Source organism: Paenibacillus sp. SAFN-117 (assembly GCF_051966115.1).
Lineage (GTDB): Bacteria > Bacillota > Bacilli > Paenibacillales > NBRC-103111 > Paenibacillus_L > Paenibacillus_L residui.
This window is the reverse complement of the sequence record NZ_JBQCLK010000022.1, coordinates 20,870-41,387: the sequence shown is the minus strand read 5'-3', so window position 1 is coordinate 41,387 and position 20,518 is coordinate 20,870. Positions and strand designations below refer to the sequence as shown.

The window sequence follows — 20,518 nt, the reverse complement described above, 5'->3', positions numbered from 1 at the left end:
ATTGATCGAATGTAAAGTATATGATATACATATGGGTATCCACTGCTTTGTTTCGGGAGGGGATAATGTGGCTTTAATAGCGATTCAGATTTTGGGGATATCCGTGCTGGCCGGGTTGGTGGGGTCGGTGCTGGGTTTGGGCGGCGGAATTATCGTTACCCCTGCGCTGACCCTGCTTTTCGGCGTGGATATCAAGCATGCGATTGGCGCGAGCATCATATCCGTCATTGCGACCTCCAGCGGATCGGCCATTGCGTATATTCGGGACCGCATAACAAATGTGAGAGTCGGAATGTTCTTGGAAGTAGCGACAACGATCGGAGCGATAACGGGAGCATTTATCGGCGGGCTAATGGCGCCCGGTATTTTGTATATCATTTTTGGACTGATTCTATTGTATTCCGTCCTGGCCATGATCAAGAAAACAAAAGACGAGCTGCCGGAAGAAGTCCCGCTTCATCCCATGGCGGGGAAATTGAAGCTGCAGGGAGAATACTACGACAAAGCTCTGCAGCAGACCGTTCCGTACAATGTAGGCAACGTCTACGGAGGGTTTGGCGTTATGTACGGCGCCGGTGTAATCTCCGGACTGCTGGGCATCGGCAGCGGAAGCTTCAAGGTGATGGCCATGGACGTATTCATGAAGCTGCCGTTGAAGGTATCCAGTGCGACGAGCAACTTCATGATGGGGGTTACGGGAGCGGCGAGCGCCGGCGTATTTTTCTTCCGGGGGGATATCGATCCCGTTATTTCCGAGCCTGTTGCCTTGGGGGTTCTAATGGAAGCGATGATCGGCACCAAGGTGATGCAGAAGCTGAAAAGCAAGACCATCCGCAAATTGTTCATTCCGATTCTCGCTTATGTGGCCATACAGATGATCGTGCAGGGAGTGGGGGGCAGCTATGACTGAAAAGCAGGGGCAAATAACTGGAAAGCCGCAGACAAGGGATCGCGCGGCGGAGGTGGAGCTGGCCGTCAGCCGTTGGCTGAGGGCGGGGGTGGCGATTAGCGGAGCCGTTATTCTGGCCGGCTTGATCTATTTTATCTTGAGGGGAGACAGCGGCTATCCGGAGGGAGCTTACCCGACCGCTTTATCCGATATCGTGACGGGGGTAGCGGCTTTGAAGCCTTTCGCCTTAATGATGGCGGGTTTGTTTCTGCTCATTCTGACTCCGGTATTGCGCGTGGCGATTTCATTATTTGTCTTTCTGGCGGAAAAGGACTATTTGTATGTGCTGTTGACCAGTTTTGTGCTGCTGACCCTTGTGATCAGTTTTTTCTTGCCGTAATTGAATGCAGGAAAATAAGCCCTCCGTTCCATCATCCGATGATGTCGCGGGGGGCTAGTTGTATTATGTGCACCTTCCGACCGATTAAAGTCTCCGGTGTCCTTTATCATTAAACCATTTAGGTTGATCGTGCGATGTAGTCCGATATTATTCTTGCTTAATGGTACCCGGTAAACTATAATAGGAACGTACGTTCTGTTAATGGGCGGAGAAGAAGAAGGGAAGGCAGGTGCAGCAGCGTGAATAATGCCGGGCGAACAGACTTCCATTTATGGTACAGATCGATGACGCTGACGCTGCCGGAAGAGGAAGAGGCGGAGCCATGTACGGGAAAGCCGGCTCTATCGGGAGAAGATAGGGCAAGCTGCCTGATTCGTGATCTTGTCCGGTTTTCCATGGAGCACAAGGCGCCGATACGATTGCTGATACAAGATCCGGATAGAATACGGCAAGTGGCAGGAAGGATCTATCGCTTGGGTCCTGAACAGATTATAGTGAAGACCTCTGCAGGTTACGAATCGATTATGCTGGAGCATGTTATTGAAGCAGGGATGAATATAGCATGCTTCTGCTCTGCTTGAGCCGCGCTTGGCCGGAGCAGCCAACTGCAAGCTTAAGCCCCTTGCGTAAAATTGCTATACCCGGAAATCTGTGCGTTTTTCAAAAAAATTACCAATATTCTATTTATTTCCTGTATAATGGTGGATAAATAAGCTCATGCCGAGGAGGAACGGGAATGGACAATTCCAGTATTAAACGAACCGCGCTGATGAGCGCCTACCTGCGAGCCCACCATGCGATTCATGCCGAACCTAAAATTTTTGACGATTTTATGGCCCCCCGTCTGCTGACGGAGGAGGACCTTGCCGCGTTCGATCACGGCATGGTCGCCGGTCTGTCCAAGATAGACCCCCGGCGGGCAGCTGAGAGTCCGGACCCGGCTATGGCCGTAGCATCGATGGTCCAGCTGTATTTTCCGACCTCGCTGTTTCTCAGCCGTTCAAGATATACGGAAGATCATCTGGAGGAAGCTATCCGGCAAGGAGTGACTCAATACGTTATTCTGGGAGCCGGGATGGATACCTTTGCGCTGCGAAATGCCGGACGCTATCCGCAAACGCAAATTTTCGAAATCGATCATCCGGCTACGCAGGATTTTAAGAGGAAACGGCTCGCCGAGCTGGAACTGGACATTCCATCCAACCTCCATTTCGTCCCGGTAGACTTTACGATTCATCCATTGGACAAGGAATTGGCGCATACCGTCTACGATCCCCAGGCGCCGACCTTCTTCAGTTGGCTTGGAGTTGTGCATTATTTGCCGCTCGACAAGGTGTTCGCGACATTCCGGACCATTTCGAAAATCAGTCCTGCGGGCAGCCGAATTATTTTTGATTATTGGGATAAGAAAGCCTTTAATTCTGAAACGGCAGCTCACCGCGTTAATTTAATGCTGGGCATGCTGCGTCAGGCAGGCGAGCCTATGGTTACAGGAATGGATCCTACCGCCTTGGCCTCGGAGTTGGAACCGGCCGGTTTGCGGATGGTGGAGCAATTAAGCCCGGCCGATATACAAGAAAGCTATTTTCAGAACCGTTCCGATGATTATTATGCTTATGAGCATGCGTATTTTGTAAAGGCGGAAGTTATTTGAATATAGGGTAAGTCGGAATCGGATTGGAAAAATAAATCGGGCGTCCCTTGCGGGACGCCCTTTTCATGGGAGAGGAGAAACCGGACGAAGAGCTTATGGGGAAACGTAAGCCTTCTCCGCGGTTGTCTACGACATTACTCTAATGTCGATATTGTCAGGATTGACCCTTTGCCGTGAAAATATACATCCGGGATAAAAATTTTTTTGTAAAACGCGGCAACAATATGTGATAATATAGCAACGAATGACATACGCAAAAAAAGGGGTCAACGGATGAGAGTCATTTCAGGAACAGCCAAAGGAAGGCCGCTGAAGGCAGTACCCGGCACCGGAACGAGACCTACGGCGGACAAGGTTAAAGAGGCCATATTCAGTATGATCGGCCCTTATTTCGACGGAGGACAGGTACTGGATTTGTTCGCGGGGACGGGCGGGCTTGGAATTGAGGCGCTCAGCCGGGGGATGGACCGGGCGATCTTCGTCGACCTGGAGAAGAAGAGCGTTGACGTAATTCGCGAGAACGTGCAGTCGGCGGGATTGGACAACCGTGCGGAAATTTACCGCAACGAGGCAACGCGGGCGCTCAAAGCGCTGGCCAAAAGGGAGATGCGTTTCGATCTTGTGCTGCTGGATCCTCCTTACCGGATGAAGAAGCTGGACGAGCTTGCGCGGATGCTGGAAGAGCTGGCACTCCTGAAGCCCGGAGCAACGGTGCTGATCGAATGCGATGCCTCCCGGCATTATGAGGCCCGAATCGGAGGCCTGTCCCAGGTTCGCCACTCCGTCTATGGAGATACGGCCATTTATGTTTATCGATATGTAAGCGAAATCCCGGAGAGCGGTTCGCACACGAATGAAGGAGTTGACCAGCATGAATAAACTGAACCAAGAGCATACGATTGCCGTCTGTCCGGGAAGCTTCGATCCCGTCACTTACGGTCATCTGGACGTTATTCAGAGAGCATCGCAGGTTTTTGAAAAAGTCATTGTGGCGGTATTGAAAAATTCCAGCAAAACGCCGTTGTTCAGTATTCAGGAACGTAAACAATTGCTGGAGCAGGTGACCGAACATCTGCCTAATGTGGAAGTGGACAGCTTTGACGACTTGCTTATAAATTATATGAGCGAGCGCAACGCCAGAGTCATTGTCAAAGGCCTGAGGGCAGTATCCGATTTTGAGTATGAGCTGCAAATGGCTGCTCTTAACCGGAAGATGAATTCCGATATCGAGACCTTTTTCATGATGGCCAGCAGCCAGTATTCGTACTTAAGCTCGAGTATTGTCAAGCAAATCGCCCAGTTTCACGGCCCCGTAAACGATCTCGTGCCCGAAGTGGTGGAGCAGGCCTTGAGACAGAAATTCGGGACGCGCTAGAAGTTGCGGCGAATGAAATCATTCATACCAATACGATGATTCTTTGAGAGGCTATGTATCCTTGTCTCGATGTGCCGAGGAAAGCCGACAGATCGTTATCGGCAGGCAAGAACCGGCATTAGTGCAGGTCTTTGCGAGGATTTCCATTAAATCAGCCAAAGACATGCAAATGTGCAGGTAAATTTAACTATTTTGCATATCTTCGGCTATTTCCGTTTATTGTACTGCAGTTTCGCTCGTCTTTCCGGGTATTTGTTACCGTTTCGCGGAAAGACATGCACTTTTGCCCGTCTTTTCGGTAGATGGTTGTTGTATTGGTAAACTGGTCATTCATCGACGCGGCCGGATGTTGCCGCACTAATGCTTCGAAAAGGACAGAAGGACCATCCTTTGAATGGCTTTTGGCTAGCCGGTTTTCTTACGATAAGCGCGATTAATCAGTGATATACATATGAGGAGCACAAAGATACCCGCAACAAAAACATACAGCTTGGCAAGCAGCGGCCATATTTTCAGCCCCTGGGTCCAGAAGGCGCCCGCGTCGGACAGAAGCGAACCGGCAGCGTTCGGCGGGCTGACCAATGTATCCGTCATAGCGAAGGTCCCGACGACCCCGAAAGTGGCGGTCAGCGGCTTCCAGAGAAGTACGGTCAGAATAAAGGCATAAGCTCCATGCAGAAGCCGGGCAAGGATAAATCGCGAATAGCGAATGCCGTTGTTGCCGGCCAGGCTGCGGGCCTGTGCATGCAGGGACAACCCGCTCCAGCCAAGAATCGCACCAATTACGGCTACGGTCATCAGCAGCGGAAACGATAGCCGGCTCATTCCGTACATCCCCAGGTGGGGCTCGAGGAAGGCCGACAGCAGGGTATTCACCGGCTCTGCTGAGACTATTGGGCCCAATGCCAGGACAAGGATGCGATGAAGCACGGAAAACAGGATGATGTAACCGCCGATCCCGAGCAGCTTCTGTGCGGCGGAGGTGACGGAATCTCCCAGGAGCTTGCCGAATGTCCGCCCGTCCTTCCGATGGGCGGAGCGCAAGGACCCGGCCGTACGGCGGAGCCACCCGTGATTACGGCCGGCGGTTTCGGTGCTTGAGCCGGAAGGGACGGAAGTTCTCCCGGATGAATCTGTCCAGCGCAGCGTAATGCCCATCGCCAATGCCGACAGATAGTGAACGACGGCGATCATGAAGCCGGCCTCCGGGCTTTGCAGAAAACCTACCCCCACGACGGCAATCATGATGACGGGGCTGCATAAATGGCTCACGGCTAACAGCCGCTGGGCTTCTGAGGCATTGAGCACACCTTCCCGTCTGAGCTGGCCGGTGACATCGGCTCCCGCCGGAAACCCGGCAGTCAGCCCCATGGCCAGAGCCCAGCCGCTTGCTCCGGGCAGCCGGAAGACAAGCTTCATCACCGGCTCCAGCAGCGTTCCCAAGGCATGGACGAGACCGAGGCCAATCATGATCTCGGACAGGATAAGAAATGGGAGCAGGCCGGGAAATACAAAGGTCCACCATATGGTCAATCCGTGCAAGGAAGATTTAAATATTTGATCCGGATAGATCACAATGAACATTACAAGAATAATAGCTAACGCTCCGAGTAGAATAGTGAACGACCGGCTGTCCGACGGAATCCATTTTCGCATTAAAATCACCTCCGTCCCGCGTTTCTGCTACATGTTTACGCCAAGCGGCGGGGAAATAGAACAAGCCTGCCTCGTATATGGAAAGGAGAGGATCGAGTTGGCGGATCATACTCAAGGGGGAGCATCCGGATGGAACCGGAATGACAAGCTGAGGCGGCGCGGGAATTCCGCGGTCCGCTGGTATTTGGCCCCGGTTTTGGTCGGGGTTATTGTTTTTTGCCTGCTTTATTTCATTCCGCTGCCATACTACATTTATAAACCGGGATCGGCGGAAAACGTCAGACCGATGATCGAAATCAAGCAGGGAGGCCAGCCGGAGAGCGGCTCCTTCATGCTGACGACCGTCGGGGTCAGCGATTCCAATCTGATCGGATACCTCTATGCCAAATGGAGCGATATTCATGAGCTTCGTCCCAAGGAAGAGGTTCACCGCAAGGGAGAGACCGACCGGGAATATAATAAGCGCCAGGAATATAATATGACGACTTCCCAAAGCAATGCTATCCAGGCTGCGTACAAGAAAGCGGGGGTTCCCTACCGGATAGAAAATACGGGAGTCATCGTGCTGCAGGTTCTTCAGAATATGCCGGCTTACAAAATACTGCAGGCGGGCGACCTCATTGAGGACGTGGACGGGCATAAGGCTGCAGCCGCTTCCGAATTGACCGCTTATTTGCAAAGCAAAGCCCCTGGAGAAGAAGTTCGTATCACCTTCCGGCGGGGAACGGAGACGAGGACGGAGACGCTGAAGCTGGCCGAGCTTCCGGCAGATGAAGGAACGCAGGACGGAAAGCCGAGAAGCGGCCTTGGCGTCACGATCGGTACCCTGCAGGAGGTTAAGCCCGAGGACGAGGCGAAGCAGGTTACAGTGAAGGCCGGAAACATCGGAGGCCCTTCGGCCGGACTGATGTTCTCGCTGGAAATCTATAATCAGTTTGTGGAAGAAGATATTACGAAAGGCTATCAGATTGCCGGGACGGGGGAAATCGATTCCGACGGGAACGTAGGAGTGATCGGGGGGATTCAGTTCAAGGTTGTGGCGGCCCATCGGCAAGGAGCGGATATTTTCTTTGCTCCGGAGGACCTGCTGCCCGGCCCCGGAGAAGCCTTCAAGCCGATTCTGAATGCGACGATCGCCCAGGAGCAGGCGGAGAAGCTCAAAACCGGCATGAAGATCGTGCCTGTGAAAACGATGGATGATGCTCTGGAGTATTTGAAATCATTGCCTCCCAAAGCGGAAGCATCGGGGAAAACCGCTTATTCGGAGCCTATGCGCAAAGGAGCCTGATAGTAGTCCCGCAGCAGCTCGGCGGAAGACGGCTGCGAATATCCGAGAGAGTAGGCGCCTGCGGCCTGAATGTCCATTTCCAGAAAAGGCGGGCGTTCTCCCGGGATTTTGACGAGGACGGGACAGGCCGCCTTCTTCTTCATTCTCTGGAGCAGCAAACGGCCCTTGGCGGAAAAGCCGAGCACCCGAATATATCCCGGCCCGCCGGCCAGCGATTCCCGGGTAAGCTGCGCTTTTCGGTGATTCAACAGAATCCGTACAAGCATTCTCTGAAGCTTCGTTCGCGTATACCGTTTCGTCTTCATCTGCTCGATGAGGGCCTCGAAGGCGGCTTCCCCGACCGTGGAAGCTTCGGACTTGTCCGGCCGCCAACCGGCCAGGCAGCGCTTGATGCGGTGCTCAAGTCCTTCGCTGACTTCATGGATCAGCCGGAGCTCGTCCGCGGAGCGGGTGACGATCTGGTTCAGCAGCGGCTGCATGTAGCGGCCCCAGCTAATCGGCGCCCGTCCGGCTTCCAGCTCCCGCAGCAGAATCTCCAGCGTATAGGAAGGAACATAGGAGCGGATTTTCTCCAGTCCGGCCTTCTGCCGGCCGCTGCCCAGCCATTGGCGAATGGCCGTTGCGCTGGCGATGTGTGCGTCGGAAGCGTTCCGGTCATGATAGCCGGCTTTGTGCCGTGCAATGGTGGCGGGGATGATCGGGCTGTTCAGCCTTCGTAAGGCGATCAAATAATGAAGCCCGAGCGTGTTATTGGGCTCGTTCAGACGTCCGCCCTCTTCACCGACCCAGTCCCGGATGGCGGCGCTGTAGGCGGCAGGATAATTCATTCCTTCCTCCAGCCGCCGGGCGAGCCGCTGTTGGAAGTCATCCTGCTCTATGTATAGACGTTCCGCCAGACCGGACAGCCAATCGATGCTGCCGCTTTCGCTGCCGAAGCATAGGGAATCCACTACGCCGCAATCGTTCAACACGCGCACGGCGCCGTAAGCGAACCATTCCGCGGCCTGGGAAGAATAGGCGACGGGCAGCTCCAGGACGACATCGGCGCCCATCCGCAAAGCCATCTCCGCCCGCGCCCATTTGTTCACCAGGGCCGGCTCGCCGCGCTGCAGCCAATGACCGCTCATGACGGCTATCGCCGCATCGGCCCCGGTAACGGCTTTGGACTGCTCGAAATGATATACATGTCCGTTGTGCAACGGGTTATACTCAACAATAAGACCGACAGTTTTCAGGAAGCTTCCTCCTTTCTGCAGTTGCTCATCACGGCAGGACCTGCTATGATCGGGTTAAGCGTCAGGCAGGCTGCGGCCCGGTCCGGATCATCCGTTCGAGGCCATCCCGGAGTCCTGCGGCAAACACTATAAACGATTTCGCCGCGCCAGCGTCATTTCGGCCGGGCCGGGAACCGCGATTACTGTATTTTAATATAGCATGGACAGAAAATGTTGACAAAAGATCGGCACTATCGCTATAATTAACTTTGTTTGTTTGGGGTGAATAATGATGCTGCTTCATCTGAAGGACTTGATCGCCAAAGAGAAGTCTGTGCAGATCAAAGAGTCCTTGGATCTGTCCGGCCTGCTGCAGGATCGCGAAGACTTGCGCAGCTTTGGAATGCTCAAGACGGACCTCGAAGCTAGAGGGGAATCCGGCATGGTCGTTGTCTCCGGAGAACTCGCTCTGGACCTGGAGATGGCTTGTTCCCGGTGTCTCGATCCGGTTCGGGAAACGCTGGTCATACCTTTCCGGGAATTGTTCGCGGGATCGGCCGAATTACTGCCGGAGAGCGAGCTGGAGGATGCCCACGTAGTGACCGAAGATAAAGTAGATTTAATCCCTTACTTGGAAGAGGCCGTTGTGCTTGCCCTTCCATATGCCCCGCTGTGCGGAGAAGAATGCCGGGGGCTGTGTCCCGTATGCGGGAGTAACCGGAATACCGAGCCTTGTCAATGCAAGGTGGAGAGAATCGATCCCCGGCTTGCCGGTCTGGCCGATTTTTTCAAATAGTAAAGAACTTATAAGTTCCGGGGTTATTTCAAGCAACAATGAGCAGATTCGTTAGATTGTGCCGTGATTCCTAACGGGCGAATCTAATATAGCCAGATAAACTTGAATTGCCGCGCCAAGGCGGCGATGGTTTATCCCACGTTAAAGGAGGTGGAAATCCATGGCAGTACCTCAGCGGAGAACATCCAAAACCCGTCGTGACAAGCGCCGGACTCACTTTAAATTAGTTGTTCCTGGCATGGTCAAATGCGAAAACTGCGGAGAGCTTAAGGTGGCTCATCGCGTATGCAAAGTTTGCGGAACATACAAAGGCAGAGAAATTATCAAACAATAATCGTTTGAAGTAGTGCTTCATCTTTTCGGGTGGGGTGCTATTTTTTTTGTTTTCGCGCTTCTCTTTTCATTTGGCCCAGAATTATATATACTACAGATTAGCACCAGGTAATAAAATGAAGTAATAACCGGATAGAAACCGGCCGGGTAACTCCGGATAATCATTGAGAAGAAGGCGGTGCGGCACCATAGAACGCATACCTAAACGGCTTCGCCAGCAGCAGCTGATGAAGGCGATTGAAGATAATCCCTTCGTTACGGACGAAGAACTGACCAAGCGGTTTGGGGTCAGCATCCAGACGATCCGGCTGGACCGGCTGGAGCTGGGGATCCCTGAATTAAGGGAGCGCATCAAACTGATGGCCGAACAATCGTATGATCAGGTCCGCTCGTTGCCGCTTCACGAAGTGATCGGAGAAATTATCGATTTGCAGTTGGATAAAAGCGGAATATCGATTTTTGAAATCAGGGAAGAGCATGTCTTCTCCCGGACCAAAATCGCCCGCGGCCATCATATATTCGCGCAGGCGAATTCTTTGGCTGTAGCGGTGATTAACGACGCTATCGCTTTGACGGCCTCCGCGGATATCCGGTTTATCCGTTCGGTGATGCTCGGGGAGAAATGCGTAGCCAAATGCTATGTCCGAACCGTGACGAGGGGGAAGGCGAAAGTAGAAGTGTTTACCTATGTCAATGACGAACTTGTGTTTCAAGGAAACTTCTTAATTTATCATTCGAAGAAAGAGCGCGGCGAAGGAGGCTATCTGAATGCGGATCGCGATTGATGCCATGGGCGGGGATCACGCTCCTCGGGCCACAGTGGAAGGGGCCTTAACGGCTGCCAGAGAATGGAACGACGTGGAGCTCGTTCTCGTCGGACATTCGGAGAAGCTGGAGCCCCTGTTGAAGGACAAGCCCGCCAACCTGTCCGTTCACCATGCGGAAGACGTCATCCTGGCGGATGATGAGCCCGTCAAGGCCGTCCGCAGGAAGAAAGACGCCTCCATGGTCGTCGCCGGCACCCTGGTCAAGCAGAAGCAGGCCGATGCCATGATCTCGGCAGGCAATACGGGAGCGTTGATGGCGACCGGCTTGCTCGTTGTCGGCCGGATCCGCGGGATTGAGCGGCCGGCGCTTGCTCCGATGATCCCGACCATGGATGGGACAGGGGTGCTGGCGCTCGACCTGGGCGCCAATATGGATTCCTCCGCGACCAACTTGCTCCAATACGCCATCATGGGCAGTGTATACCGGAGCAAGGTGCATGGACTGGCTAAGCCGCGGGTAGGTCTGTTGAATGTCGGAACGGAAGAAATGAAGGGCAACGAATTGACCAAGGCCGCCTATCCTTTGCTGGCCGAGGCGCCCATTCATTTTGTCGGCAATGTGGAAGCTCGCGATGTTCTGAATGGAAATTGCGACGTGCTGGTATGTGACGGCTTCGTAGGTAACATATTATTGAAAAGCCTGGAGGGAGCCGCAGGGGCGATTTTTTCCGCGATCAAGGAAGAATTCACCCGCAGCTTCACAACCAAGCTGGCTGCGGCGGTATTGAAGCCGGGCTTGACCCAATTTAAGAAGAAACTCGATTATACGGAGCATGGAGGCGCGCCATTGCTCGGAATTGACGGGCTGGTGCTGAAAAGCCACGGCTCTTCCGACGCCAACGCGATCAAGAACGCAGTCCGCCAGGCGAGAATGGCCCTGCAGAACGATCTGGTCGCTTCCATCTCCTCCGAAATTAGCAGCGGGAAGTGAGTGTATTAGATGAAGTTGACACCGGTTGGCATTATCGGGACGGGCAAATACGTTCCGGAGCGAGTACTTACCAATCAAGATTTGGAGAAGATGGTCGATACGAATGACGAGTGGATTTCCACCCGCACCGGAATTAAGGAAAGAAGGCTGGCGTCGGAGCATGAAGCTTCGTCGGATCTGGCCTTCCAAGCGGCCCAAGTGGCTCTGGAGCAAGCAGGGATAACGGCGGAACAATTAGACCTGATCCTTGTAGCCTCGATCACGCCGGATATGGCGTTCCCTTCGACGGCCTGTATACTCCAGGATCGCCTTGGCGCCAAGAAGGCCGCCGCTTTCGATTTGTCCGCCGCCTGCTCGGGATTTATCTACGGGCTTGCCAACGCCTCCAATTTTATTGCCATGGGCACTTATAAATATGCTCTCGTTGTCGGAGCAGAATGCTTGTCCAAAATTACGGATTATACCGACCGCAATACCTGCATCCTGTTCGGAGACGGCGCGGGAGCGGCTGTGCTAGGTCCGGTCGCTGAAGGAAGAGGCTTCCGTTCGTTCGAGCTTGGAGCCGACGGTTCGGGCGGAGAGCTGCTGAAAATTGCCGGAGGCGGCTCGCGCTGCCCAGCCAGCCCAGCCAGCCTGGAGCAGAAGCAGCACTATATCTATATGGCGGGTAAGGAAGTATTCAAATTTGCGGTCAAAATCATGGGCTCAGCCGCTGAAGAAGCATTGAACAAGGCCGGAATCAGCAAATCGGAAATTGATCTGCTGGTTCCGCATCAAGCGAACATTCGAATCATTCAGGCGGCCCTGAATCGCTTGGAGCTGCCCGAGGATAAATGCATGATCAATTTACAGAAGTATGGGAATGTATCGGCCGCATCGATACCGATCGCCCTCGCTGAAGCGGTGGAGGAAGGACGGGTCAAGGAAGGCGATTGCATCGTTCTCGTCGGTTTCGGCGGCGGATTGACCTGGGGGGCCTCGGTGCTTATCTGGTAATTCAAGGCGCCGAGAATCAGGAAGTTGGCTGCATAAGGGACCGTCCGGGAAACGGCGGGCGACCGCTTTTGCATGAGAACGTTATGAACTGTGGAAAGGGGACGGACGATGGGGAAATTAGCTTTTGTCTTTCCGGGGCAAGGAGCCCAATCCGTGGGGATGGGGCAGGATGTATATGAATCGAACCCGGACTCCAGGAAAATATTTGATGAAGCGGACGAGGTGCTCGGATTTGATCAGAAGAAGCTGATCTTCGAGGGGCCCGAAGCGGAGCTTAAGAAAACTTATCATACCCAACCCGCGCTGCTTACGACAAGCATTGCTTATTATGAAGCGTTACGCCAGGCTGCTCCCGCCCCGGATTATGTGGCGGGACACAGTCTTGGAGAATACAGCGCTCTGGTCGTGGCGGGGGTGCTGTCCTTCGCAGATGCGGTCCGGATCGTCCGGCTGCGCGGAGAATATATGGAATCCGCGGTGCCGGGAGGCCAAGGGGCTATGGCCGCTGTACTGGGTGCCGACCGCGCAGCGTTGGAGAGCTTGTGCGCCCGACTTTCCCGCGAAGCGGGGATAGTGGAGCCCGCGAATGTGAACTGCCCCGGCCAGATCGTTGTATCGGGGAGCAAGGAAGGCGTTCAGGCGGTCATCGAGCACGGGAAGGAAGCGGGGGCCAAGCGCGTTCTGCCGTTGGAGGTCAGCGGTCCGTTCCATTCCTCGCTGATGAAACCGGCGGCCGAGCGCCTTGCGGATACGCTGCGGAATGTTCCGATGAATCCGGCGGGGATTCCCGTCATCGCCAACGTAAGCGCCCAGCCTGTAACCGATCCGGAGGAGATCCGCCGCTTGCTCGTCGAGCAGGTATGCGCTCCTGTTCTCTGGGAGGATAGCATTCGCCGGCTTATCGACGAAGGGGTGGATACGTTCGTCGAATTGGGATCGGGAACCGTGCTGGCCGGCTTGATCAAGAAAATCGACCGGTCAGTCCGGGTTCTGTCCGTCAACAGCAAAGAGGCGGTTGACCAGGCTCTGGCCGAGCTGTAGTTAACACCCGTCTTTGCTGCAACACCTCAATAGGTAACTAATCGGATTACAATCTGTGAAACAGGAGGGAACTTGATGCTGACAGGAAAAATCGCCCTCGTCACCGGAGCTTCCAGAGGGATCGGCCGGGCCATTGCTCTTCATCTGGCTGAATCCGGGGCGGATGTGGTCGTTAATTATGCGGGCAGCGAGGGCGCTGCCGAAGAGGTGGTTAAGGAGATTACCGCTCTCGGCCGGCGCTCGATGAAAATCAAAGCCGACGTGAAGGATTCCGCCCAGGTCGAAGAAATGGTCAAGCAGGTAGTGGAGGAATTCGGCCGCCTGGATATTCTGGTGAATAATGCCGGAATAACTAGGGATAATCTAATTATGCGTATGAAAGAAGACGAGTTCGACGAAGTCATCGCCACCAATCTCAAGGGAGTGTTCAACTGCCTGAAGGCGGTGACCAGACCGATGATGAAGCAGCGGTCCGGACGGATCATCAACATCTCTTCCGTTGTCGGTTCATTGGGCAACCCGGGACAGGTTAACTACGCCGCGGCCAAGGCCGGTGTCATCGGCATGACCAAGACGGCGGCGAAGGAGCTGGCCTCCCGCGGTATTACAGTTAACGCAATAGCTCCCGGATTTATTGTGACGGATATGACCGACCAGCTGCAGGGAGAGACCCGGGACCAACTGCTGAGGCAGATTCCGCTTGCGAGGCTGGGACAGCCCGAGGAAATTGCCAAGGCGGTCCGTTTTCTGGCCTCCGATGATGCAGCCTACATGACCGGACAGACGCTTCATATCGACGGCGGAATGTACATGTAGCTCTGCCGGGACCGGTGTGCCTGCAACTTTCTCCCATCAGTCGGAAGTCAAGTCACGCTTTAGCGGTTACCGCCGGATTGCTTCCTTCTGTTGCTAGGAAATGAAAAGTCTGGGAGACGGCTGCGGCCGTTAAAAGAACCGCTCTGCCGAAAGTCTCATTTCTAGTAAAAGCTTGTTTACGATTCTATGGTAATTTGGTGCTAATTTTCGTATAATACCAAAGAGGAGGTGAGCCGGGATGTCCGATGTTTTGGATCGTGTAAAGCGAATTGTCGTTGATCGCCTTGGGGTGGAGGAATCCGAAGTTACCCCTGAAGCATCTTTTAAAGACGATTTAGGCGCTGATTCCTTAGATGTAGTGGAATTGGTTATGGAGCTGGAAGACGAGTTCGATATGGAGATTTCCGACGAGGATGCGGAGAAGATTACAACCGTGGGAGAAGTTATCGCCTACATAGAATCTAATAAGCAATAAGCCGGTAAGTCCCGTTTGGTCTAGTACAACGGGACTTATCCTGCCTTGCCGCTTCACAGGAAATCAGCCATAAATGTTAAGTATAGAGGTGAAACCATGGCACAGCGGGTGGTTGTAACAGGTTTGGGGATTATGACTTCACTCGGTCATGAGCTCGAAACATTTTGGGATCATTTGATGGCAGGTAAGTCCGGTGTTTCTCTGATCGAGAGCTTCGATGTTAGCGAGTATCCCACGCGCATTGCGGCATCTATTAAAGATTTCAGCCCGGAAGATTATATGGATAAAAGAGATGCGCGCCGCATGGACCGTTTCGTGCAATTTGCACTGGCGGCCAGCCAGAAGGCTTTGCAGGATGCGGATTTAAATATACGAGATCAGACCGATCCGGAACGGGTCGGGGTTATTGTCGGATCGGGAATCGGCGGTTTAACCACTTGGGAGGAGCAGCACAAGATTTTGCTGGAGAAAGGTCCCAAGAGAGTAAGCCCCTTCTTTATCCCGATGATGATTGCCAATATGGCTTCCGGACAAATATCGATGGCCACCGGGGCGAAGGGTCCCAATACGACGGCTGTGACGGCTTGTGCCACGGGAAGCCATTCGATTGGGGATTCGTTCAAGATCATTCAGCGCGGTGACGCGGATGTCATGATTTGCGGCGGCGCGGAAGCGACCATTTCGCCGACCGGCATGGCCGGATTCTGTGCTCTGCGGGCCATGTCAACGCGCAATGACGAGCCGGAGAAGGCAAGCCGGCCCTTCGATAAGGACCGGGATGGTTTTGTCATGGGCGAAGGATCGGGAATTCTCATTCTGGAATCTCTGGAGCATGCTCTGCGGCGCGGCGCGAAAATTTATGCCGAAGTGATCGGCTACGGAATGAGCGGAGACGCTCATCATATGACCGATCCGGATCCGAATGGAGCGGCGCGCTGTATGAAGAAGGCGCTGCAAGATGCCGGATTGACACCTGCAGATGTTGATTATATCAATACTCACGGCACTTCGACGCCGGTTGGTGACATTTCGGAGACGAAGGCCATCAAGGAAGCGTTCGGAGAGCATGCAAGCAAGCTGGCGGTCAGCTCGACCAAATCGATGACCGGGCACCTGTTGGGCGCGGCCGGGGGAGTAGAGGCGGTCATTTGCGGGCTGGCCATCAAGCACGGCATGCTTCCGCCGACGATTAATCTGGATAATCAGGATCCGGAGTGCGATCTCGATTACGTACCCAACACTCCACGCAAAGCCGACGTTAAAATAACGATGTCCAACTCGTTCGGGTTCGGAGGTCATAACGCAACGATTATTTTGAGGAAATACGAAGAATAACCTAACAAAGCAGGTGTTTTCGATGAATCGGGATTTAAAGCAGCTCCAGTCCGCCCTCGGCATCTGTTTTCATAATCCGTCTTTGCTGCGCCAAGCCTTTACCCATTCCTCTTATGTGAATGAGAACCGGGTCGCAGGGAGCAAGGATAATGAACGACTGGAATTTCTGGGGGATGCGGTACTGGAGTTGACGGTTTCGGAATACTTGTATGATACGTTTCCTCATCGGACCGAGGGAGAATTGACCAAGCTCAGAGCTTCTATCGTTTGCGAACCATCTTTGGTCCTGTTTGCCGAACAGCTCGATTTCGGCAGTTACGTGCTGCTCGGCAAAGGGGAAGAGCTGACAGGGGGAAGAACCCGGCCTGCTTTGCTTGCGGATGTCTTCGAATCTTTCGTCGGAGCCCTGTATCTGGATCAAGGCTTGGAAGCGGTCAAAGTGTTTCTTCGCCAGCATGTGTTCCCGAAGCTGTCCGGAGAAGGGAAGCCGCAAATTCTCGACTACAAAACCCAACTGCAGGAACATACACAGCAGCATAATATGGGGCTCCTGGAATATCGGATAGTCGAGGAACGGGGACCGGCGCATGAGAAGGAATTTATCGCGGAAGTGAAGATGGGCGACAAGCTGCTCGGCCAAGGGTGCGGTCGTTCCAAGAAAGAGGCGGAACAGCAAGCCGCCGCACAGGCCTTGCTCAGCTTGAATGTCAAGGTCAGATGAACCGCCGGCAAACCGGCATGCATCGGAGGAGAGCGAACAGGGACGGTCATGGCCGCCGCCTGCTTCGCTCTTTTTCCATGAGAAATGGATAAATCCGGCCATAAAAAATCAATATGACCTGTATTTGCTGAAGCAAGTTCCCCTCTTTTATTGCGACAGGTTATGATACAATAGCTTTGAGGTGAGACCATGTTATTAAAGCGGATTGAACTGGCGGGATTCAAATCGTTTGCCGACAAAACCGAATTGGAATTTGTACAAGGAATTACCGCCGTCGTGGGTCCGAACGGAAGCGGAAAGAGCAACATATCCGACGGAATCCGCTGGGTCTTGGGTGAACAGAGCGCCCGATCTCTTCGCGGAGGCAAGATGGAGGACGTGATTTTCGCCGGAAGCGATTCCCGTAAAGCGGTTAATTACGGGGAAGTATCCTTAACCTTGGACAATTCCGACAATGCTCTCGGGCTTGATTTCAGCGAGGTGACCGTCACCCGTCGGGTGCACCGAAGCGGGGAGAGCGAGTATCTCATCAATAAACAACCATGCCGCCTGAAAGATATTACCGAGCTTTTCATGGATACGGGAATCGGTAAGGAAGCTTATTCGATTATCGGGCAGGGGCGGATTGAAGAAATATTAAGCACGAAATCCGAGGACCGAAGAGGGATATTTGAGGAAGCGTCAGGGATTGTCAAGTACAAGACCCGTAAGAAGGACGCGGAAAAGAAGCTGGACGAAACCGAGCAGAACCTGCTTCGCATTCATGATCTGGTCTCCGAGCTGGAGGATCAGATCGGGCCTCTGCAGGAGCAGGCCGAGAAGGCTAAGCAGTATAAGCGGTTAAGGGAAGAGCTGAAGCAGAGCGAAATTTCCGTTTATGTGTATCAAATAGATAACATCCACCAGAGCTGGTCCGAGACACAGCAGAAGCTGGACGAGCTGCGGGCTCAGCAGATGGAATTGGCCGGGGTGGTTCACCAGCATGACGCCTTCCTGGAGAAGCACCGTTGGGAGACAGGGAGACTGGATCAGGAGCTGCAGGAGCTGCAGGCTAAGCTGCTGCAAATTAGCGAAGACTCCGAAAAGTGCGAGGGCCATGGAGAAGTATTAAAAGAGCGCAGGAAGAATACGATCGGCAATCGGGCGCAGTTGGAGCAGACGATCCGGCATCAAGCGGAGCGGCTCGCCGAAAAGCAGGAAGAGCTTAAGCAAACCAAGGATAAGATTGTTGAAATCTCCCAGCAGCTCGAGGATTGCCGTGACCGGTTGGCTTCGGAGGAAGAGAGGCTTCTGGGGGTTGAAGGAGGCATCAGCAGCGAAACCGAGGAAGAGTTGAAGGCGGAGCTGTTGGAGACGTTAAACCGTATGGCCCAGAGCCGTAACGAAATCCGCTATGCCGAGCAGCAGTTGGAAACTATACAGCGCCGGGCGGAACGGCTCGAGAACGAAAAGGCGAAATGGACGGAGGAGAGGGAGCGGCTCGTCGAACGCAAAGCGGAGCTTGAACAGAAGCTTGCCGCGGCCGGGGAGCAGCTTGCCGATATCCGCCAGCAATACAGTACGAAGCTCGAAAGCCTGAGGACGAAGACCAGTCTGCTGGAGCAGACTCAGGCGACCGTCCGTAAGTGGGAGCAGAAGCTTGACTCCATCGTGTCCCGGAGAGATACGATGAAAGAAATGCAGAACGACTATGACGGTTTTATGCATGGGGTCAAGGAAGTGCTGAAGGCGACCAAGCGGCCTGGCGGTTTGCGCGGGATTCATGGCGCCGTTGCGGAGTTGATCCAGGTTCCGGCGGAAGTGGAGCTTGCTGTAGAGACGGCGCTTGGCGGTGCGCTTCAACACATTGTCGTGGAGAACGAGGCTAACGGCCGCGAGGCCATCTCTTTCCTGAAACAAAGGCAGTTGGGAAGGGCAACCTTCCTGCCGCTGGACGTCATCCGCGGCAGAACAATCGGGGAATCGGACCGTAAATCCGTACAGAGTACCGATGGCTTCGTCGGCATTGCCGCCGATTTGATTCGTTATGACCCGAAGTATACGTCGATCGTAACCAGCTTGCTCGGCCATGTCATCATCGCCCAGACTTTGGAGCAGGCTAACCGGATCGCGGCCCGCTGTCAATACCGTTACCGGGTAGTGACGCTGGAAGGCGATATCGTTAACCCGGGAGGCTCGATGACGGGAGGCAGCCAGCATAAGAAATCGACAAGCTTACTCGGGCGGCAGCGCCAGATAGAGGAGCTGGAGAAGGAAATCGCCCAATCTCAAAGCCAACTGTCGCTGCTGGTGAGCAAATCCGGGCAATTGAAGGCGGAGCTGGCTTCCGAGAACGAGCAGTTGGAAGTTCTTCGCGAGCAGGGCGAGCAGAAGCGGATCGAAGAGCAGCAGTATGCCGCCGAGCTTGCTCCATTGACCAACGAAGCGAAGAAAATGGAGGAGCATTACACCCTCTATACACAGGACAAGCAGGCTTTGACCGAGGAGCGGGAGCAATTCGAGACTCGCAGAAGGGAAGCGGAGGAGCTGCTCGAGGAGCTTGCCCGGAGAGAGCAGGAACTGCAAGAGGCTATCCGGAAAGCCGAGCTTGCGCGTAAAGCGAGCGAATCGGCCAAGGAAGAGCTGCTGGGCCAATTAACCGAGCTTAAGGTACAGGCGGCTTCCCTGTCCCAGGAGAAGCAGTCTCTGGTGGAACAGTATCGGAGGCTGGAAGGAGATTTCAAGTTATCGCAGAGCGAGCAGGAACAGAACCAGCATCTGCTCCTGCAGATGGACAAGGATCTGAGCGAGATTGAAGACCAAAGCGTTAAGCAGGTGGAGCAGCTCAATCAGCTGAAGATTCAGAAGCAGGAGTGCCTGGAGACGATCGAGTTCAAACGGGCGGAACGGGCCGACTGGATTCAACAACTGGAGCAGGAGGAAAGCAAAACAAGAGAGCAGAGGAACGAACTGAAGCGGGTGGAGGAACAGCTTCATCAAACCGAGGTTCGGGCCAATCGGCTGGATGTGGAGCTTGACAATCTGCTCAAGAAGTTGTCCGAGGACTATGAAATCGGTTATGAGCTGGCCAAGGAACGTTATCCTCTTCCCGATAACATTGAAGAAGTTCAGAGTACGGTTAAAGAGCTGAAGCGGTCCATCTCGGGGCTCGGCGAGGTCAATCTGGGAGCGATCGAAGAATTCAGCCGGGTCAGTGAACGTTTCGAGTTTCTTAGCGAGCAGAAAGGGGACCTGATGGAAGCGAAGGCTACGCTCTACCAGGTCATCAAGGAGATGGACGAGGAAATGTCGCGCCGTTTCCGCAGTACGTTCGAAGCGATCCGTTCGCATTTCGTCGTTGTGTTCGCCAAGCTGTTCGGCGGAGGCCGGGCGGATCTCATCCTGTCGGAGCCGGGAAACCCGCTTGCGACCGGAATTGAAATCGTTGCCCAGCCCCCGGGCAAGAAGCTGCAGAATCTCCAGCTCTTGTCCGGCGGAGAGAGGGCGTTGACCGCCATTGCCCTGTTATTTGCTATATTGCGCGTAAAACCGGTTCCGTTCTGTGTTCTTGATGAGGTGGAGGCCGCGCTGGACGAAGCGAACGTATCCCGGTTTGCGGAATATTTGCGGGAATTCTCCAACGAAACCCAGTTTATCGTCGTCACACACCGGAAAGGAACGATGGAAGAAGCCGACGTTCTGTATGGAGTCACGATGGAAGAGGGCGGAGTTTCCAAGCTGGTTTCCGTTAAGCTGGAGGAAGATGAGGCCGTTTCGGCCTAAAGGTGAGTA

The 20,518-nt window shown here is 54.0% G+C and carries 20 protein-coding genes; 18 read left to right on the top strand and 2 right to left on the bottom strand.

Annotated elements, in window-relative coordinates; all coding sequences use genetic code 11:
• Positions 1–31 precede the first annotated feature (31 nt).
• The 6 genes from ACTHRH_RS15330 (at position 32) to coaD (ending at position 4,318) form a co-directional block, all read left to right on the top strand.
• A complete protein-coding gene (locus ACTHRH_RS15330; protein ID WP_379285338.1) occupies positions 32–910 on the top strand; it encodes a sulfite exporter TauE/SafE family protein in 879 nt (292 codons plus the stop codon).
• The gene (locus tag ACTHRH_RS15325; protein ID WP_379285336.1) at positions 903–1,289 is read left to right on the top strand and encodes a DUF1634 domain-containing protein; all 387 of its coding nucleotides are present in this window, start codon (positions 903–905) and stop codon (positions 1,287–1,289) included. Before ACTHRH_RS15330 ends, ACTHRH_RS15325 begins: the two co-directional genes overlap by 8 nt.
• Positions 1,290–1,528: 239 nt before the next feature.
• Positions 1,529–1,870, top strand: a complete 342-nt coding sequence (locus tag ACTHRH_RS15320) for a hypothetical protein (protein WP_379285334.1) — start codon at positions 1,529–1,531, stop codon at positions 1,868–1,870.
• Positions 1,871–2,025: 155 nt separating this feature from the next.
• The gene (locus tag ACTHRH_RS15315) at positions 2,026–2,943 is read left to right on the top strand and encodes a class I SAM-dependent methyltransferase (RefSeq protein WP_379285332.1); all 918 of its coding nucleotides are present in this window, start codon (positions 2,026–2,028) and stop codon (positions 2,941–2,943) included.
• A 273-nt stretch (positions 2,944–3,216) separates the two neighbouring features.
• Positions 3,217–3,822, top strand: coding sequence for a 16S rRNA (guanine(966)-N(2))-methyltransferase RsmD (gene rsmD / locus ACTHRH_RS15310; RefSeq protein WP_150959625.1), 606 nt, complete (start codon positions 3,217–3,219; stop codon positions 3,820–3,822).
• Positions 3,815–4,318, top strand: coding sequence for a pantetheine-phosphate adenylyltransferase (coaD, locus tag ACTHRH_RS15305; RefSeq protein ID WP_144933246.1), 504 nt, complete (start codon positions 3,815–3,817; stop codon positions 4,316–4,318). The genes rsmD and coaD overlap by 8 nt, the downstream gene beginning before the upstream one ends.
• 405 nt (positions 4,319–4,723) lie before the next feature.
• Here the strand turns inward: coaD and ACTHRH_RS15300 are convergent, their stop codons facing one another.
• Positions 4,724–5,974, bottom strand: a complete 1,251-nt coding sequence (locus ACTHRH_RS15300; RefSeq protein WP_379285329.1) for a nucleoside recognition domain-containing protein — start codon at positions 5,972–5,974, stop codon at positions 4,724–4,726.
• A gap of 97 nt (positions 5,975–6,071) precedes the next feature.
• On the opposite strand from ACTHRH_RS15300, the gene ACTHRH_RS15295 reads away from it, so the two are divergent.
• A complete protein-coding gene (locus ACTHRH_RS15295) occupies positions 6,072–7,262 on the top strand; it encodes a SepM family pheromone-processing serine protease (RefSeq protein ID WP_440416375.1) in 1,191 nt (396 codons plus the stop codon).
• Here ACTHRH_RS15295 and ACTHRH_RS15290 read toward each other — a convergent pair.
• A complete protein-coding gene (locus ACTHRH_RS15290) occupies positions 7,232–8,497 on the bottom strand; it encodes a nucleotidyltransferase (RefSeq protein ID WP_379285442.1) in 1,266 nt (421 codons plus the stop codon). The two genes, ACTHRH_RS15295 and ACTHRH_RS15290, sit on opposite strands and share 31 nt — an antisense overlap.
• 268 nt (positions 8,498–8,765) lie before the next feature.
• Between ACTHRH_RS15290 and ACTHRH_RS15285 the strand changes: the two genes are divergently transcribed.
• The 11 genes from ACTHRH_RS15285 (at position 8,766) to smc (ending at position 20,509) form a co-directional block, all read left to right on the top strand.
• Entirely contained in the window at positions 8,766–9,272 is a 507-nt protein-coding gene (locus ACTHRH_RS15285; RefSeq protein ID WP_379285325.1) for a YceD family protein, read from the top strand.
• A 160-nt stretch (positions 9,273–9,432) separates the two neighbouring features.
• Entirely contained in the window at positions 9,433–9,606 is a 174-nt protein-coding gene (gene rpmF, locus ACTHRH_RS15280) for a 50S ribosomal protein L32 (protein WP_144933243.1), read from the top strand.
• A gap of 163 nt (positions 9,607–9,769) precedes the next feature.
• A complete protein-coding gene (gene fapR, locus ACTHRH_RS15275) occupies positions 9,770–10,390 on the top strand; it encodes a transcription factor FapR (RefSeq protein WP_255452996.1) in 621 nt (206 codons plus the stop codon).
• Positions 10,374–11,363: a phosphate acyltransferase PlsX gene (gene plsX, locus ACTHRH_RS15270; protein ID WP_379285322.1), complete on the top strand. Its 990-nt coding sequence runs from the start codon at positions 10,374–10,376 to the stop codon at positions 11,361–11,363. Before fapR ends, plsX begins: the two co-directional genes overlap by 17 nt.
• 9 nt (positions 11,364–11,372) lie before the next feature.
• Positions 11,373–12,359 (top strand): beta-ketoacyl-ACP synthase III, encoded by a 987-nt coding sequence (locus ACTHRH_RS15265; RefSeq protein ID WP_379285320.1) that lies wholly within the window; start codon positions 11,373–11,375, stop codon positions 12,357–12,359.
• A 108-nt stretch (positions 12,360–12,467) separates the two neighbouring features.
• Entirely contained in the window at positions 12,468–13,400 is a 933-nt protein-coding gene (fabD, locus tag ACTHRH_RS15260) for an ACP S-malonyltransferase (protein WP_440416371.1), read from the top strand.
• 75 nt (positions 13,401–13,475) lie between these two features.
• Positions 13,476–14,216 (top strand): 3-oxoacyl-[acyl-carrier-protein] reductase, encoded by a 741-nt coding sequence (fabG, locus tag ACTHRH_RS15255; RefSeq protein ID WP_144933239.1) that lies wholly within the window; start codon positions 13,476–13,478, stop codon positions 14,214–14,216.
• Positions 14,217–14,454: 238 nt separating this feature from the next.
• Positions 14,455–14,691, top strand: coding sequence for an acyl carrier protein (locus ACTHRH_RS15250; RefSeq protein WP_144933238.1), 237 nt, complete (start codon positions 14,455–14,457; stop codon positions 14,689–14,691).
• Between the two features lie 96 nt (positions 14,692–14,787).
• On the top strand, positions 14,788–16,026 hold the full coding sequence (gene fabF, locus ACTHRH_RS15245; RefSeq protein WP_379285315.1) for a beta-ketoacyl-ACP synthase II: 1,239 nt from the start codon (positions 14,788–14,790) through the stop codon (positions 16,024–16,026).
• Between the two features lie 22 nt (positions 16,027–16,048).
• Entirely contained in the window at positions 16,049–16,747 is a 699-nt protein-coding gene (gene rnc / locus ACTHRH_RS15240; protein ID WP_144933236.1) for a ribonuclease III, read from the top strand.
• A 189-nt stretch (positions 16,748–16,936) separates the two neighbouring features.
• Positions 16,937–20,509 (top strand): chromosome segregation protein SMC, encoded by a 3,573-nt coding sequence (smc, locus tag ACTHRH_RS15235; protein ID WP_440416368.1) that lies wholly within the window; start codon positions 16,937–16,939, stop codon positions 20,507–20,509.
• The last annotated feature ends 9 nt before the right edge of the window (positions 20,510–20,518 follow it).